The sequence below is a fragment of the uncultured Photobacterium sp. genome, from assembly GCF_947502415.1.
Classification (GTDB): domain Bacteria; phylum Pseudomonadota; class Gammaproteobacteria; order Enterobacterales; family Vibrionaceae; genus Photobacterium.
Window position 1 is genome coordinate 1 of the sequence record NZ_CANMZV010000019.1, and the last position, 16122, is coordinate 16122.

A 16122-nucleotide genomic window follows, 5' to 3' on the forward strand; every position below is an offset into this window, starting at 1 on the left:
GCGTCTGTAGCTCAGCTGGTTAGAGTACTACCTTGACATGGTAGGGGTCGGTGGTTCGAGTCCACTCAGACGCACCAATTTCAGTTAACTGCCCTATCGCAGTTTAACTAAATAGTACGACCGTAGCTCAGCTGGTTAGAGCACCACCTTGACATGGTGGGGGTCGGTGGTTCGAGTCCACTCGGTCGTACCAGATTCTCTTGAATCAACAATCTGCGTCTGTAGCTCAGCTGGTTAGAGTACTACCTTGACATGGTAGGGGTCGGTGGTTCGAGTCCACTCAGACGCACCATATTTATCTCAAAGAGATACAAAAGCCTGTTCTTGCGAACAGGCTTTTTTGCATCTTAAGCCGGCCTCTGCACTCACAATCCTTAGCGCAGCTCTCCTTATTAGAAATAAGAAATATTCTCCAAATTGTGTAATTGAACAGATAGATGACGCAAAGTCACATTCTACCTAACAATAAAAAAGCTCACTTTTATAGTGAGCTTTTTATTCAATAAAGTTGGCAACAGCTGGCGTAATTACTCGTTAACAGCTTTCTGCTCAGGTTTCTTTTTCGTTGTTTTTGAAGCTGTTTTCTCTTTAGAGGACAACTCGACCACCTGCTCTTTTTCTGCCGGATGAGTGCTACCCAGGAAGCAACCACCGCGTTCAATGCTCAGATTGTCGCAATAAATTGTACCGGAAACTTTGCCATTATCGAGAATTTCAATTGCGTTAGCGTAACAGGTACCTTCAATCAAACCATTCACAACAATTTTATCCGCAAAAATCTCGCCTTTCAGACGGCCAGTGTTACTAACGACCAAGGCTTTTTCCAGGCGAAGCTTTCCTTCAATTACACCATCTACCTGAATATCACAAGCTAGCTGGAGCTCGCCTGTGATGTTACAACCTTTTGCGATGACAGTTGTAGTTGCGTGCTGACTCGTTGTTCCACCTTGTTTATTAAAGATAGCCATTTTATTTTTCTCTCTTTTTCGAAAATATGTTCAAAGTTATCCATGCCCCAATCAACAAACGGACGCGGATCTAGTGCCCTGCCAACGAAGCGGATTTCATAATGCAAGTGTGGACCTGATGACAACCCTGAATTCCCGGAATATCCAATCAAGTCCCCCTTATTGACGAAGTCACCACTACGGACAGCAAACTTCTTCATATGTGAATATGAAGAGGTAAATCCAAACGAATGTTGTAGTCGTAAGAAGTTTCCTGAGCCCTTATTACTTGGCCTAACCGTTTCAACAACACCGTCGGCCGGTGCATAAATCGGCGTACCAATATTGACAGCAAAGTCGAGTCCCCGATGCATACGAGTTTTCCCCGTTACCGGATGTACACGCTTACCGAACTGTGAAGACTGCCTTGCATTTTTTACCGGCGCTCCATTTGGCAGGCTTTCAAGAATGCTAACTCTCACAGCAGAAGTAATCGCCGCCACATCTAATCGAGACTCAATCGGCGTTTCTCCATCGGCATTAACGCCCAATAAATTTTCCAGATCTCCTAGTCGATCAGAAACCAGCGTCAGCTTGGATTCCCGCTCATCCAGGTCATGTTCAAGATCTGTCTTAAGCTGCTTTAATACATCAAGTTCTTCGTTTAAAGAATAGGAACGTTTCTCCAGCTCCTCTTGCTTCACTTTGGCAAAGTCAACTTCATTCATCAGATAGAAAATTGAACCTACCGTAACAAGTGAAGCAGTCAAAACACCAACCACTGCCCAACGAATGCTTTTTTGCGCTTTCATCCCCAGATGGAAGTGCTTGGATCCATTGATAGTGGATACCGAAATAATGATACGTTCCTTCATGGAATTGCATTTCTTAATGAATCTCTACATTAAAAAAGCGACCACCTTCGGTAATCACTTAAGCCTTGTTATACGCATTTTGCGTTACTCAGATATAAAGTTAACAATACAGCAATTTATTGCTAGTATATTCACCTTGCGCACAACGCAAAAATGCATAATAAACTCTCACTAACCCATACATCGGCCACATAAATTACACTTTGCTTACAAGGAAAGTAGCAGATGATCCCAGTAAAACAGACTCTCTCTAGAAACCCTTGGATTATTTCACTCTTTATCTTATTAGCCATTGGGTTATGGTTACTTAGCGGAATAAACAAATCTCCTGAACAAAATTCCCAGTTACAGCCCGATGACTCAAAAACCTCTCTCTCAGCCCCTCTCGCAAAAGTTGTTGTATCAACCGTCAAAACCCAACCCATCAGCCGTTCAATCACCCTTTACGGACGGACTGCCCCCGATAGAGAAGCCACCCTTGGAGCTGAAGTCTCTGGTAAAGTCGAATCCCTACTTGTCCGCAAAGGTGAACGGGTAAAATCTGGGCAACCATTAGTGCAGCTCAACAAGGCAGACAGGGAGCTTCAATTAAAACGAGCAGAAGCCCTGCTTCTGGTACGTCAAAAAGAACATAAGGCGGCAAAATCACTCCGAGAACGCGGATTACAAGGCGAAGTCGCTTTCAGCCAGGCAGAAGCCGCTCTAATCGAAGCGAAAGCTTCTGTGAGAAGCTTTGAACTCGCATTGGAAAATACCGTTATCACAGCCCCATTCGATGGCATTGTAGAAATATTACATATAGAAAAAGGGGACTATCTTGGTATCGGCGATCCAGTGGCTTTGATTGTTGATCTCGATCCCTTAGTGATCACCGCCGATGTCAGTGAGCGACACATACAGCAAGTCTTCCTTGGGCAGGAAGCGCAAATTTCCCTCATTACCGGACTCACAACAACAGGGGCACTTCGTTATCAAGCAACCGTTGCTTCTTCACAAACCAATACGTTTGCAATTGAAATTGAGATCCCCAACTCCAAGATGAAAATATCAGCAGGTATCAGTGCCGATATTGCTTTAGCTCTTGATACCCAGTCCGCCATAAAAATCACACCATCAATGCTGGCGCTTGATGAATCCGGCAACCTTGGGATCAAAACTGTAATTAATAAAAACCAAGTGAAATTTATCCCTATATCCATAGTTAAGGTTGAACCCGACGGGGTATGGTTAGGTGGCGTTAACAATGAAGTTAATGTCATTACGGTCGGACAAGGTTTCGTCCGTGATGGAGATAACGTTATCCCAGTCCGAGAAGCGGGGAATGAATAATGTTCACGATTATCGATGCAGCCCTAAGCCGCTCCAGGACTATGATCACCCTGCTGATACTTGTCCTGATTGCAGGCATCATCATGTATCGGGTGATCCCGAAAGAATCCAACCCGGATATCGCCATTCCTATTATTTATGCCTCGGTTACTCATGAGGGGATCAGCCCAGAAGATGCTGAGCGACTATTAGCCAGGCCTCTGGAGAAAGAACTACAGTCCATAGAAAATGTCAAAGAGATGCGTTCGACAGCAGCCGAGGGCTATGCCTCTGTCGTGCTGGAATTCAATGCAGGTGCCGATCTCAATGAAGCTCTGACCGACGTACGTGAAGCCGTCGATATCGCTAAAGCGCAGCTGCCCGATGAAAGTGACGAGCCGACTATTCACGAAATCACAATTGCCAACGTGGATCCTATCCTATCAATGGTGCTCTATGGCACGGTACCAGAACGGACCACAATCCAAATCGCCAGAGAACTTCAGGACAAACTCGAAAGCTACCGCCAAGTCCTTGAAGTCGATATCGCGGGGGATCGTGAGGACGTTGTCGAGGTACTTGTCGAGCCATTACTTATGGAAAGCTACGGCCTTGACCAAAATGATGTATTCAACCTTGTAGCTCGAAATAACCGAGTTGTTGCCGCAGGCTTTATCGATAGCGGACATGGCCGCTTTTCTGTCAAAGTACCCTCTGTTTTTGACTCACTCAAAGATATCCTTGAACTGCCAATCAAAGTGGACGGCAATACTGTCGTTACCTTCGGTGACATCGCTACAGTACGCCGCTCATACCGTGACCCTAACAGTTTTGCACGCCTAAATGGTCAGCCTGCGATTGTTTTAGATATAAAAAAACGCGCAGGCGAAAACATCATTGAAACGGTAGAGATAGTCAAAGCTGTTGTTGCAGAAGCCCAAAAAACCGCAATATGGCCCGACAATCTTTTGGTCGAATACACCTTGGATCAATCCAAGGATGTCAAAATCATGCTCAATGACCTACAAAATAATGTTTTGTCAGCCATTGTCCTCGTGGTTATGGTGATACTGGCGATTTTAGGAGCAAGAACTGCACTGCTTATTGGTATTTCAATCCCCGGCTCTTTCCTTACGGGCTTATTGGTACTTGCAATGAGCGGGCTGACCGTCAACATTATGGTGCTATTTTCACTCATCATGGCTGTCGGTATGCTCGTTGACGGTGCTATCGTTGTCACCGAATATGCCGACAGACGGATGCAGGAAAGTATCCCCCGCAAACAGGCATACCAAGAGGCCGCCAAGCGAATGGCCTGGCCAATTACCGCATCAACAGCAACGACACTGGCAGCTTTTGCCCCTATGCTTTTTTGGCCGGATATTACCGGTGAATTCATGCGGTATTTACCGCTAACCCTAATAGCCACCCTCAGTGCCTCATTAGTAATGGCGATGCTTTTTGTTCCGGTTTTAGGCAGTGTGCTGGGTAAACCTCAACACATCAGTAAAGCCGAAAGGCAACGCAGGCTAGCGCTTGAAAAAGGACACTTTGACCAGGCCAAGGGCTTAACTCGTGTTTATCTGTCCAGCCTTGCCTTCGCGATTCGTCATCCGCTGAAAATTCTCATCGGCGCGCTGGTTTTTGCCTTCGTTATTGGTTTCGGTTACGCCCAAGCCGGATTAGGCGTCGTCTTCTTCCCGGAAGTAGATCCGCCTTTCTTTACCATAAAAGCACGCTCCCACGGCGATTTATCTATCTACGAAAAAGATGCGCTTATGCGCGAAATAGAGTCACGGGTACTGGAGGCTGATGGCCTGAGCAGCGTATACACCCGAACCGGAGGGACCGACCAAATTGGCTACATCGTATTAAATCCATTGGACTGGCAGTATCGCCCGCCAGTTAAAGCCATCATCGCAGATTTACGTGAAAAAACATCAGATTTGGCCGGGGTCGAATTAGAGTTCAAATTTCCGGAAGCCGGGCCGCCAAGCGCTCACGATCTGGTTATTGAAATATCAAGTACCAACGCAGACCAAATGTCCGATGCCGTTAAACAGATCCGCCATTGGGTTGAGTCACAGACTTCCTTAACCAATATCTCGGATTCTGACAATAAACCGGGCATTGACTGGGAAATCAATATCAACCGTGATGATGCGGCTCGATTTGGCGGAGATGCAACCCTTGTCGGTAATACCGTTCAGTTTGTGACTAACGGCCTAAAAATTGGCGAATATCTACCGGATGATACCGATGATGAAGTTGATATTTTGGTGCGATACCCACAAGAAAAGCGGGATATTGGACGCTTCGATGAACTAAGGGTAAAAACCCATTATGGACTGATCCCTATTACTAACTTTGCCAATGTCATTCCCTCCCCTAAGCAAGGCACTATCAGTCGCATTGATGGTAAGCGGGTACTTGAAGTAATGGCGGATATGGCCCCCGGCTATAACCTAAGTCTTGAACTCCCTAAAGTGCAAGCAGCCATCGAACAACTTCCGCTAGGAGACTCAATCTCATTCAAGCTCAGAGGCCAAAACGAAGAACAGGAAAACTCATCCGCCTTCTTGCTGTCAGCCTTCCTGGTTGCATTGGCTGTGATTGGCCTGATCCTGATTACCCAGTTCAACAGCTTCTATCAGGCGCTATTGATCCTCAGTGCCGTCTTGTTCTCAACTATCGGCGTTTTTCTAGGTTTGTTAATTTTCCAACGACCATTCGGGATCGTTATGTCAGGTATCGGTGTCATCTCCCTGGCGGGAATTGTGGTCAACAACAACATCGTTTTGATCGACACCTATAACCAACTAAGACATAAAGGGTACGACAAAACGCTGGCTATTATGCACACAGGTTCCCAGCGTTTGCGTCCGGTGTTGCTAACCACGATCACAACGATTTTAGGTTTAATGCCAATGGTTTTAGAAATGAACATCGATCTCATCAGCAGAAAGGTGGAATTCGGCGCACCTAGTACTCAATGGTGGTCGCAGCTGGCAACGGCTGTCGCTGGCGGCCTTGCGTTTGCGACCCTGCTAACATTAATACTCACTCCCTGCCTTCTGATGTTAGGAAGAGACAAACAACCTAAAGAACAGTCTCGAATATCAACTAAACCGGTAGAAACACCCAGAAAGCTTGAAGAACCAACAATGAAAACGGAGGAGATTTTCTGACAGCCTAGATGTATATCTCTTGATTTATGTTGATGGATAATCGGTACCAGCAAAAAGCCAGCCTAGTTCAGGGCACCTGAAACAGGCTGGCTTTTCTAGATGTATTTTTAGCAAAACAATAGATCGGCTATGTATCAACGAAATAATTCTTCAAGCGGGAAAAAGAATCCAGCGGATTAACAGCGCGATCAGTGAAACCGATAACACGCCGCCACACCACAATATGAGAAACCAAAACCAACGCTTTAAACAAGGGTTAATCATCAATGATAGCCCTCATCCTCATTGATTTTACCGCGGAAAACCCAATACGAATAAGCCGTATAGGCAATGATCAACGGCAATAAGACTACTGCCCCACTGAGCAAAAATATCAAGCTGGTATCGGGGGCCGCCGCTTCAGCATAAGTCAGGCTGTGTGGCACGATATAAGGGTAAGTACTGACCCCAAAGCCCACAAAAGCAAGAAAGAAAAGCCCCAGACTTGCCAGGTATGCCTTCACCGGTTTATGTGCAATTAAATCTTTGAACAATAAGAAAACAAGATAAGCAGAACCAGCAGGAATTAACAGAAACAACAAAGCCTGCGGAAACGAAAACCAACGTGCTGCAATTTCACTGTTTCCTAATGGCAGCCACAGGCTGAGGATAACAACCATCACCACCATCGCCAGAGCACACTTCTTCGCAGTACGGTAATAACGGGCTTGATATGGGGCAGGAAGCTTAATCAACAACCAACATGCCCCCAGCAAGCAATAGGCTGCAACAGTAACCAAACCACAAAACACGCTAAATGGTGTAAACCAGTCAAACCAACCTCCACTATACTGGCGGTCGACAACGTCCACGCCCTGAAGCAAGGTTCCCAACATCATTCCCTGAGTAAATGTCGCGATCAATGAACCGATGAAAAATGAGCTGTCCCAAAGGAACTGTCCCCGGCGGGTGCGGAAACGGTATTCAAAGGCAACACCTCGGAATATCAATCCAAGCAACATCATTGTCAATGGCGCATATACTGCTGGCATCACCACTGAATATGCCAACGGAAAGACAGCAAACAACCCACCGCCTCCCAGCACCAGCCAGGTTTCGTTACCATCCCAAACCGGTGCGATACTGTTCATCATCAGATCCCGCTCTTTAGATGAATCAGCCCCGAGAAAAAGAATACCAATTCCCAAGTCAAAACCATCCAGAATCACATAAGCGAAAACCGCGACAGCAATTAAGATATACCATATCAATGCATAATCCATATGGCCTCCTAAGGATTCAAGTGAGTAGTAGTGGTGATTGACGAACTGGCTTCTGACGTTTTCGATTCTAGCGCCTGCTGATACTTAGTTGGTGATTTACGCATCAGGCGTAGAATATAAAAGAGCCCCGCACCAAAAACGCTGAAGTATACGACAACAAAAGCAGCCAGTGACACGCTCACAGCAGCGGCATCAACCGGAGAAATAGAATCAACCGTCCGAAGCAGCCCATATACTGTAAAGGGCTGCCGCCCTACCTCTGTTGTTATCCAGCCGCTAAGAAGAGCAATAAAACCGGCAGGAGCCATCACCAAACAGCAACGATGGAACCAGTTATTATGATAGAGCTCTTTCTTCCAGCGAAGCCACAAACTGGTCAACCCTATTGCCAACATCATAAAGCCCAGAGCAACCATAATCCTGAAACTCCAAAAAACCAAAGTCACAGGTGGCTGCTGTTCTTCAGGGAAAGCATCAAGCCCTTTCACTTCTCCGTTCCATTCATGCTTAAGAATAACGCTGCCGAGATGAGGAATAGCAATTTTGTAATCGACAACTTTTTCCTCTTCATTGGGAATACCAAACAAAATCAGCGGAGCCCCCTTCTGGGTTTCAAAGTGCCCTTCCATTGCGGCGATTTTTGCCGGTTGATGCTCCAGAGTATTAAGACCATGCAAATCGCCGACAACAACCTGAAGTGGGGTAACAATAGCAGCCATCCACATTGCCATTGAAAACATCTTTCTAGCCAAGTGGTTATGCTGGGAGCGAAGCAAGTGGTATGCACCGACCCCACCGACAACAAATGCAGTCGTCAGATACGCGGCCAGAACCATGTGAACGAGTCGATATGGAAAAGACGGATTGAATACAACCGCCCACCAATCCTCAGGAATAAACTGCCCCAACTCATTAACAGAATAACCTGCCGGGGTGTGCATCCAACTGTTTACCGACAATATCCAAAATGCAGAAAACAATGTGCCGAAGGCGACGATTAGAGTTGATAAAAAATGAAGTTTTTGACCAACACGCTTCATCCCGAACAGCATGACACCAAGGAAACCAGCTTCAAGGAAGAAAGCCGTAAACACTTCATATCCCATCAGCGGCCCGAGTACCGGGCCGGTTTTTTCTGCAAACACACTCCAGTTAGTACCGAACTGGTAGCTCATGACTATGCCACTAACTACCCCCATACCAAAACTGATCGCAAAAATCTTAATCCAGTACTGGTAGAGCTCAATGTATTTATGTTGGCCTGTCTTGAGAAATAACCCTTCCAATACGGCAAGATAGCTTGCAAGGCCAATCGTAAAGGCAGGGAAAACGATATGAAAAGACACAGTAAAAGCGAATTGAAATCTAGCCAAATCAACAGCAAGTTCACCCATAACGGCTCCTTAACCCAACCCGCTTATTAGTGTGATAGGCTGGGTATCTCCAATGCCAAAAGCTAACTATGCTTTTATACGATTAAAGCTAAATTATGGTTCATTGTTCAGTAGATGACGGAACTTAATAAATACAAGGGATAGTTATTGGGAAGAATTCAGAAACAATCGGTCATCTAGGCGGTCTCCATTTCATGTGACTAATAAATGAATAGATTCTTAGCTCAAAATTCTTGGCGGGTCATAACTCTCAATACCATAACAGCCTGAGATTATGCCCGACGCTTTATTATTTATATTGCAAGCTCAAACCATACTTTCGACAAAAATCATCGGCTCTTGATAGCTGATGGCCCAACCGTCATCCATCAGCTCCTCAACCACATCATCATTCATATCAACAAACTCTTCACTCAAAAAGCCACAAATAGCCTCTCCCCCAGGCGTTAATGCCAATGCAGAAAACCAGGGCATAAGGCGGATATTAGCTTCCAAAAGGCAAAGATGAAGGTGTTTCATGTCCTTCCGAGCAATATTTACTATCGTATTTGCCAGGCTCTTAGCTATACCCATCTGCCTGAACGCTGGATCAACATATACAGTATGTAACGACAACTCGTAACAAAGCTCACCATGATGAATAGGGAAACGGTGATCTTCGATATACCGACTGAACACTGCGGTAGCAATCAATCGATCATCACAATAGACCATCAGCGCAATATCATTCTCTTCATGGTACAAACGGCTAAATGGCGACGCTAATATTTCTGATTCTAGAGAAGCTGTAATCTGCTCTTCACCGCACAATCCCTTTACTCCATCATAAGCCTGTACTAACGGCATCACGACCATAACAGCATTGTCACAATCCAGCGCCTCCACTACCCCCATTAGTGAAAGCATTGCTGTCGGGGTAAGTTTCACCGTCTGATAAAGCGCATTAGAAAGGTGCCCATTACTAATCGGATTCCCCATTGCATCAACCTGAAAAACGTCCTCTGTATTACTGTTAGCGCTAGCATCAAAGATATAAACGTTTTTCTTAGACTGAGCTTGTTGCAACGATGCAAAGGTGAGTGCCTCCTGCCAAAAACAACAAGACTGAACTAACTGATAATAAGAATCTTCCTGCGAAAAGATTTGATAGCGATTATGAGGCATCTGTTCCAAACTCCCGGCCTATGATAAAACACATAGCAATTAAGCTAGTTGCATAATAACAAAATACCTCCCCTTGAACTGCCCATTGCTTACAAGTTGTGATACATAAGCTATTTGGTGTCGAGCAATTGACTATTTTTACGCCAATAGAACCTTCGATTTCGTCAAATAATCATCGACAAAAAAATGACGCCAAAATTTATTTTTTGACAGTCAAAAAATTATCAGATTTATATCAATAGATTGAATTAGAGCTGATTATTTTGCATTCAAACCAGCACAAAAACGACCATTTTTTTGGTTGAAAAATGTTCAGTCATTTATTACAGTCAGCAATGTCAGAACGATGTCAAAACATGAAAAACTTTCAATGGCATCTCACTTTGGTCATTAACACAGAAAGCAAGGAAGCATATGAAAAAGTGAACACATCCTCTGATTATTTAGCAGTGAACACCCTATAAAAAAATAATTTTAAAATAAAATAATTAGTTAATGAAAACGTTAGTATTATCATTATTACTGGTCTTATCTCAAACTGCTTTTGCATATAGTGATAGACCAACAGCGGATTACGTTCTAGTAAAAAAATCTGAAAGAAAAATGTTCTTAATCAAGAACAATCAAATCTTTCGTGAATACACAATAAGCCTTGGAAAACAACCGATTGGACACAAGCAGCAACAAGGAGATTACCGAACACCTGAGGGAATATACGAAATAGACTTTCGAAACAGACAAAGTAAATTTCACTTAAGCTTGCATATTAACTACCCTAACAAGCAGGATATTGAAAGGGCAAAAATACTAGGTGTAAATCCGGGCGGTGATATTTTTATCCATGGCTTACCAAATGGTAAAAATAAGCCGTTATTATATCAAGGTGTTGATTGGACCCGTGGCTGTATTGCAGTAAACAATCCACAAATTAGAGAAATCTCGCAATATGTCGTAGACGGGACACCAATTCAAATATCACCATAATTAGACATCAAAGTCTAATTTAAAAGACACAACAATAATAATAGATTTAAAAGTAAAAACGTTTAATGAGGGCATTGCCCTCATTTTTTTATGTGTGTAATTAGGTTATGCCAAATTGACTCTCCCAATCCTAGCTAAACTGCGACACCACAGGTTCTACCACTGGATATTTTTATATTCAGTCGCCTTATAAACGAGTTCAGCTAACGCGTTTACTCCCTAAAGGAGAACCTATTGCCGCCTGCATACACTCCTGCTCCGACATAGGTTGATAGAAATAAAAACCTTGAAGCTCTTCAATATGCAGAGCCTGCAAAGCTAATTTCTGCCCTTCTGTTTCAACCCCTTCGGCCACCATAGACAAACCTAGCGCCTTAGACATACTGACGATATTACTCATCAGTATTTCCCCCTGATGATCAATACCGATCCGCTTCACAAAGCTCTGATCTATCTTAACCACATCCAGCGGAAACTCACACAGCGAATTCAACGCTGAATATCCTGTTCCAAAATCATCCAGCGCCAATTTGATACCCATCGATTTAAGCGACTGCATTTGATGAATCACCTGATGGGTTGATCCAATCAGTATGCTTTCAGTGATCTCTATCGTCAGTAAATTCGGTTGGATGTCGTACCGATCCAGACAAGATTGAACCGTTGGTATCAAATCCGGGTCAGAAAAATGCGGGCTGGATAAATTTACATGCATCGTCAATTGGCTTAAACCGCAGTCTTGACGATGACGATTTACCTTAGCCAGAAATTCACAAGACTTATCAAGAATCATACAACCAAGCGCAATAATCAGCTCTCGCGACTCTGCCATAGGAATAAACTGTGCCGGTGATACCTCACCAAGTTCAGGGTGATGCCAACGCGCCAAAGCCTCAAATCCGCATATTCCTTCATTTGCACCGTATACTATTGGCTGAAATTTAGGATAGATATCACCGTCTCTAATTGCCCTTACCATATCCCGCTGAATAACAATATGGCTTTTAAATAATTCACCAACACGAAGGTTAAACAACTGGATACTTGATTTCTCATACCCGGCCCGATATGTGGCGTATTCTCCGGCATTCATCATGGCTTCAGCCGTCGGAGTCATTTTGGTTGAAAGAACGATACCTACCGATACCGATAACCTCACTTCCAGCCCTTCTACCACCAGTGGCTGCTCTAAAGCAGAAACAATTGTCCGAGCATAACGGTATGGGGCGTAACGGCTTTCAGTCGACAAGACAAAAGCAAATTCACTGTCTGATACCCTCCCCAGCAAGCCAACATCGACAATTTTCCTTAATTCATTGGTTGCTGCTACCAGAATTTGATCTGCCATATGATGACCAAATGCCCCGGCAACGATATTGAATCGCTCAATCCGGACATAAAGCAGGGCAGGTGAAAAGGCGCAATCACTGCCTCCTGTTTCAGCCAGCTTCTGTTCCAGCACAGAAAACAAAGTACTTCGGTTCACTAACCCGGTTACTGAGTCATGTTTTTCCAACTGTTTGATCAGGCCCTCTTGCTCTTTTTGACGGCTTACATCCTTAACCGACAACATCAAAGCATCCGAGTTTTGCTGCTTGATTAATGTCAGCTCCAACTTACACGCAATCAGACTGGCATCAGCAGCCAGCATCTCGACATCAAAAAAACGCTCTCCATTTTCAACTGCACGATAGAGTTTCTCAACAGTAAATGGTTGTTCACCCAGCTCGGGACATAAATTCAACAAAGGCTGACCAATCAAAACCGCACCAGATGGATACCGCAAGATCAAAGCCATCGTATCATTGGCATCAACAACCTCCTCATCCAGCACCATCAGCAAACCCAGGTTACTGTTTTTATATAAGGCATCGAATTTTTCGGCGACATCATTCAATGCCGAATGCGTATGAGATGACTTAGCCAGGATCTGGTTAATAACTTCACCAACCATCGAAAATTCATCATTACCCTCAACTTTCATCTGGGTTTTGTACTGTCCCTTGATCACCGACTCAAGACCTTCTTCAAGAGCAATAAAACGCTGACCGACCTTGAGACGAAAAACGAACAATGTCAGGACACCAATCAAAACAGATGCAATAAACATAGATATAGCCAGCCAAGTAATAAGCTTGTTTCCTTCCTGGAAAATGGTTCTCTGCTGACTACTCTTCAAAATCGCGATTGGTGTACCATTGAATCCGGCGAGTAATCGGCAAGCCGATAGTGACTTTCCATTGTCCTCAATTGCCACCACCGGAAAAGCCTGATTCTGAATATTATCATCAGGATTAAACGTTGATAGCGTGTTTGTCGATGACAAGATAGATTCAAACTGACTAGGGAAACCTGTTGAAAGATAACGCCCCCACACCAACCAACCACCAACAGGGCTATCTCCGAGGCTGTTACGAATAGGGGTAACACTTACAACCCAAATATCACCATCCATTACAATCAAACCGGCACGCTCATCGGATTCTGCAACTTTCCCACTAACTAATGAATTGATTAATGTACCTATCCCTTCATTCGACATCAGCTGCTCTCGGAGAGAAACAGATAACTCATCTAATTGCTGTGGGGATGTCGTCATAATGCTTTCAACAATCTGCCCGGAGCGATTAATGAACACCATCATGTCGAGATCAAGGCTTTTTAAGCCATTGTAATAGAGGTTTCTATCCCGGTATGCATCATCCCCTTTCGTGACCAACTGATAGCTTTCATCCCACGAGGCCCAATCATAGGCCCTCTTCCCCTGGCTCTGTACCAGAATATTGACCACAGACTCAGCTTCGCTACTATGCTGGAGGATTTGCTGCTGCTCTATATCGTTAAGGTTCATCAAGAAAAAATAACGGGCACTAAACAAGCAAATAGCAGCAATGGCAAACAAACCGGTACCGAACAAGAGAAATGTTCGGGTACTCAATTTAAGTGAGGCTAATTCAGTTATTTTCATTATCTGCCGCAACCAAAAAATCATTCCCATTAAGAATATCAATGTAACAGCATTTAAGGCAATGCAACCTACACCATAACAATCCCATCAACACTTCCAACAAATAAGATTAATTCATCTTACTTTTTGTTTTCACTGTCTAAATCTTTTTTGAGGATGAGAGCCTGGTTGGCCCGCTAACCTGTCTATGTATCACAGCATACCCACTTCAGCACCGCTTTCCTCGGGCTCCTTCGCTTGAGTCTCAAACCGCTCCTGAAGATCAAACAATTCACGACGAACATCAAACAGGTACTCCTTACCAAGAAAAACTAAAAATGCAAAACACCAAATCAATAATCGGGCTAAATATTAGTGCTAATTTTCTTGATTCAACAAAAATAAGCCTTGTAAAAAATAAAGCCACCAAGCCCATCAAGAAGGCAAGGAGGCCATTGCTATTAGTATATGATTCGGCACATAAAACAAATTAAGTCATTATCATGCTTATTGCCCTTCAGGAATTACATTACCGTTTTCATCATAAGTCTGGACATTGAAGTGGTGCTCAACACATTTCTCATAATCACCTTTGAATAACGCATTAAAGGCATACTGGTACGGTACAAGTTTACAGGTGAAGCTATGATTTCCCGGAGTATTCGGATTCCAACCCCAGTTTTTATCCCAAGTGATCATCAGTGCACCAGCACCATCAGTATTAAACGGCTTCATGTCGGCACATCCGAGCTTCTCACCCGTAAGATCAAGGCTGAGCTCTTTGGCAAATAACTTGTAATAATCAATCCGGTTTTGTGCCAGTGTTGTTTCTGCTCCCTTATTACATTCAAAAGCACCGTTAATGATCTGGATAGTCGAACCAAATCCAGATTCAATTCCCGCCGCCTTATCGGCAGCATTCGGCTTCCAAGTACCATCAATAACATGCAACATACTTGGCTTCGGTGGTTGCGGATAAATATAGAAGAATACTGCAGAAGCCAAGTTGAGCCAGGTATCAGCCACCAACGCTGGGTTTTCCAACAGAACGTTTTTATCACCGAACATCGCTTCAGAAAACGGCCCGTAGTTATAGTTCCAGCTCAGCTGTTTAGCACCACGACCAAAATAGCTCTTGCCCGGTGCACATGGCCATCTCTCACCTTGCCAGCCACCACACTTGCTGTATGTCTTATCCAGCTTATCTTCTGACTTATACATCTCACGAAGGTAATACAGTCCTTGGCGCCACTCCGACACCCCTTTACTCGTTTCCCAGCTTGGTGCATGGGCACCAGTCTCCTGAACGAAATGAGCAAACATTGTAGTAAGAGAGCGCTTACAGATTTCGTCAGAATTACGGCCATCGGTATAAGTTCGGCAAAACGCCGGGAACTTAGCGATCGCCTGCAAAAAACGCTGATAAGTATATTTATCATTACGTAACGGGAATAGATAATTCCACATCGCATCATCAACTATAGATTCTGCTCTGCGGACGTTTTCCGGGTTAGTTGCTTTCAAAGGAGCTACAGCTTCTACCGCTGCATTATCGAGCGTCGCAATATCCGAGCGAACCAGTTTGAATAAGTCCGTATTCGTCTGGCTCTCTTCTATCGCAACCAGTTCACTGCGCGGCATGAGATACCCTCCCTTGCCATCAGGAATGATCGTCAATTCGCCGGGGTTTGGATTAGGGTTTGGATTAGGGTTAGGGTTAGGGTTAGGGTTAGGCTCGCCTCCAGTCGGACAGTCGACAACATCCCAGAACCAACTATTTACTGATGGTGATTCCCAGCTGCTAGGACTGTTTTTCGCTTTATAGCAACTCTGCTGATAGACAACAATGTCACCATTATTTACTTTTGTTTTGCCTGGCTCCCAGTTGATAGCATCCCCCGGACTCGCCGCCTGTGAAGACAGAGCATACCCGCAAGCACAAATCCCGAGCACAAAACTGGTAAGATACTTTAGCCTAAGCCCCTTTATCTTGTGATTCATAAATAAAACCTCCATTATTCTTTCAGACTCAGAGGCTATTATTTGTCCAACA

Annotated in this window: 10 protein-coding genes and 3 tRNA genes; 6 read left to right on the forward strand and 7 right to left on the reverse strand. The window is 44.3% G+C overall.

Features of this window, described 5'->3' with window-relative positions; genetic code table 11:
* The 3 genes from Q0852_RS17590 (at window position 1) to Q0852_RS17600 (ending at window position 292) form a co-directional block, all read left to right on the forward strand.
* Window positions 1-77 (forward strand) — tRNA-Val (locus Q0852_RS17590).
* Window positions 78-116: 39 nt separating this feature from the next.
* A tRNA-Val gene (locus tag Q0852_RS17595) sits at window positions 117-193 on the forward strand.
* A gap of 22 nt (window positions 194-215) precedes the next feature.
* Window positions 216-292: transfer RNA gene (locus Q0852_RS17600), tRNA-Val, on the forward strand.
* Window positions 293-527: 235 nt separating this feature from the next.
* Here Q0852_RS17600 and Q0852_RS17605 read toward each other — a convergent pair.
* Both Q0852_RS17605 and Q0852_RS17610 read right to left on the reverse strand, forming a co-directional pair.
* Entirely contained in the window at window positions 528-911 is a 384-nt protein-coding gene (locus Q0852_RS17605) for a polymer-forming cytoskeletal protein (protein WP_367278168.1), read from the reverse strand.
* Window positions 872-1822, reverse strand: a complete 951-nt coding sequence (locus tag Q0852_RS17610) for a M23 family metallopeptidase (protein WP_299020146.1) — start codon at window positions 1820-1822, stop codon at window positions 872-874. Before Q0852_RS17610 ends, Q0852_RS17605 begins: the two co-directional genes overlap by 40 nt.
* Before the next feature lie 225 nt (window positions 1823-2047).
* On the opposite strand from Q0852_RS17610, the gene Q0852_RS17615 reads away from it, so the two are divergent.
* Together Q0852_RS17615 and Q0852_RS17620 are read left to right on the forward strand one after the other, a co-directional pair.
* Complete coding sequence (locus Q0852_RS17615) at window positions 2048-3151, forward strand: efflux RND transporter periplasmic adaptor subunit (protein ID WP_299020148.1); 1104 nt, start codon at window positions 2048-2050, stop codon at window positions 3149-3151.
* On the forward strand, window positions 3151-6318 hold the full coding sequence (locus tag Q0852_RS17620; RefSeq protein ID WP_299020149.1) for an efflux RND transporter permease subunit: 3168 nt from the start codon (window positions 3151-3153) through the stop codon (window positions 6316-6318). Before Q0852_RS17615 ends, Q0852_RS17620 begins: the two co-directional genes overlap by 1 nt.
* Before the next feature lie 263 nt (window positions 6319-6581).
* Here Q0852_RS17620 and cydB read toward each other — a convergent pair whose 3' ends face one another.
* The 3 genes from cydB to Q0852_RS17635 all read right to left on the reverse strand — a co-directional run bounded on the left by cydB (window position 6582) and on the right by Q0852_RS17635 (window position 10138).
* Complete coding sequence (gene cydB, locus Q0852_RS17625; RefSeq protein ID WP_299020152.1) at window positions 6582-7580, reverse strand: cytochrome d ubiquinol oxidase subunit II; 999 nt, start codon at window positions 7578-7580, stop codon at window positions 6582-6584.
* Window positions 7581-7588: 8 nt separating this feature from the next.
* Window positions 7589-8974 (reverse strand): cytochrome ubiquinol oxidase subunit I, encoded by a 1386-nt coding sequence (locus Q0852_RS17630; protein WP_299020153.1) that lies wholly within the window; start codon window positions 8972-8974, stop codon window positions 7589-7591.
* 306 nt (window positions 8975-9280) lie between these two features.
* Window positions 9281-10138: a GNAT family N-acetyltransferase gene (locus Q0852_RS17635; RefSeq protein ID WP_299020154.1), complete on the reverse strand. Its 858-nt coding sequence runs from the start codon at window positions 10136-10138 to the stop codon at window positions 9281-9283.
* A gap of 495 nt (window positions 10139-10633) precedes the next feature.
* Between Q0852_RS17635 and Q0852_RS17640 the strand changes: the two genes are divergently transcribed.
* Window positions 10634-11122, forward strand: a complete 489-nt coding sequence (locus Q0852_RS17640) for a L,D-transpeptidase family protein (RefSeq protein ID WP_299020155.1) — start codon at window positions 10634-10636, stop codon at window positions 11120-11122.
* A gap of 199 nt (window positions 11123-11321) precedes the next feature.
* Here the strand turns inward: Q0852_RS17640 and Q0852_RS17645 are convergent, their stop codons facing one another.
* Together Q0852_RS17645 and Q0852_RS17650 are read right to left on the reverse strand one after the other, a co-directional pair.
* Entirely contained in the window at window positions 11322-14090 is a 2769-nt protein-coding gene (locus tag Q0852_RS17645) for a bifunctional diguanylate cyclase/phosphodiesterase (RefSeq protein WP_299020157.1), read from the reverse strand.
* A 486-nt stretch (window positions 14091-14576) separates the two neighbouring features.
* Window positions 14577-16070, reverse strand: a complete 1494-nt coding sequence (locus Q0852_RS17650; protein WP_299020158.1) for a glycoside hydrolase family 19 protein — start codon at window positions 16068-16070, stop codon at window positions 14577-14579.
* Window positions 16071-16122: the final 52 nt, after the last annotated feature.

Coding starts and splice junctions, on each gene's coding strand:
- cydB (WP_299020152.1), bottom strand. CDS start 7,580: ATGGATTATGCATTGATATGGTATATCTTAATTGCTGTCGCGGTTTTC.
- Q0852_RS17620 (WP_299020149.1), top strand. CDS start 3,151: ATGTTCACGATTATCGATGCAGCCCTAAGCCGCTCCAGGACTATGATC.
- Q0852_RS17645 (WP_299020157.1), bottom strand. CDS start 14,090: ATGAAAATAACTGAATTAGCCTCACTTAAATTGAGTACCCGAACATTT.
- Q0852_RS17635 (WP_299020154.1), bottom strand. CDS start 10,138: ATGCCTCATAATCGCTATCAAATCTTTTCGCAGGAAGATTCTTATTAT.
- Q0852_RS17650 (WP_299020158.1), bottom strand. CDS start 16,070: ATGAATCACAAGATAAAGGGGCTTAGGCTAAAGTATCTTACCAGTTTT.
- Q0852_RS17615 (WP_299020148.1), top strand. CDS start 2,048: ATGATCCCAGTAAAACAGACTCTCTCTAGAAACCCTTGGATTATTTCA.
- Q0852_RS17630 (WP_299020153.1), bottom strand. CDS start 8,974: ATGGGTGAACTTGCTGTTGATTTGGCTAGATTTCAATTCGCTTTTACT.
- Q0852_RS17610 (WP_299020146.1), bottom strand. CDS start 1,822: ATGAAGGAACGTATCATTATTTCGGTATCCACTATCAATGGATCCAAG.
- Q0852_RS17640 (WP_299020155.1), top strand. CDS start 10,634: ATGAAAACGTTAGTATTATCATTATTACTGGTCTTATCTCAAACTGCT.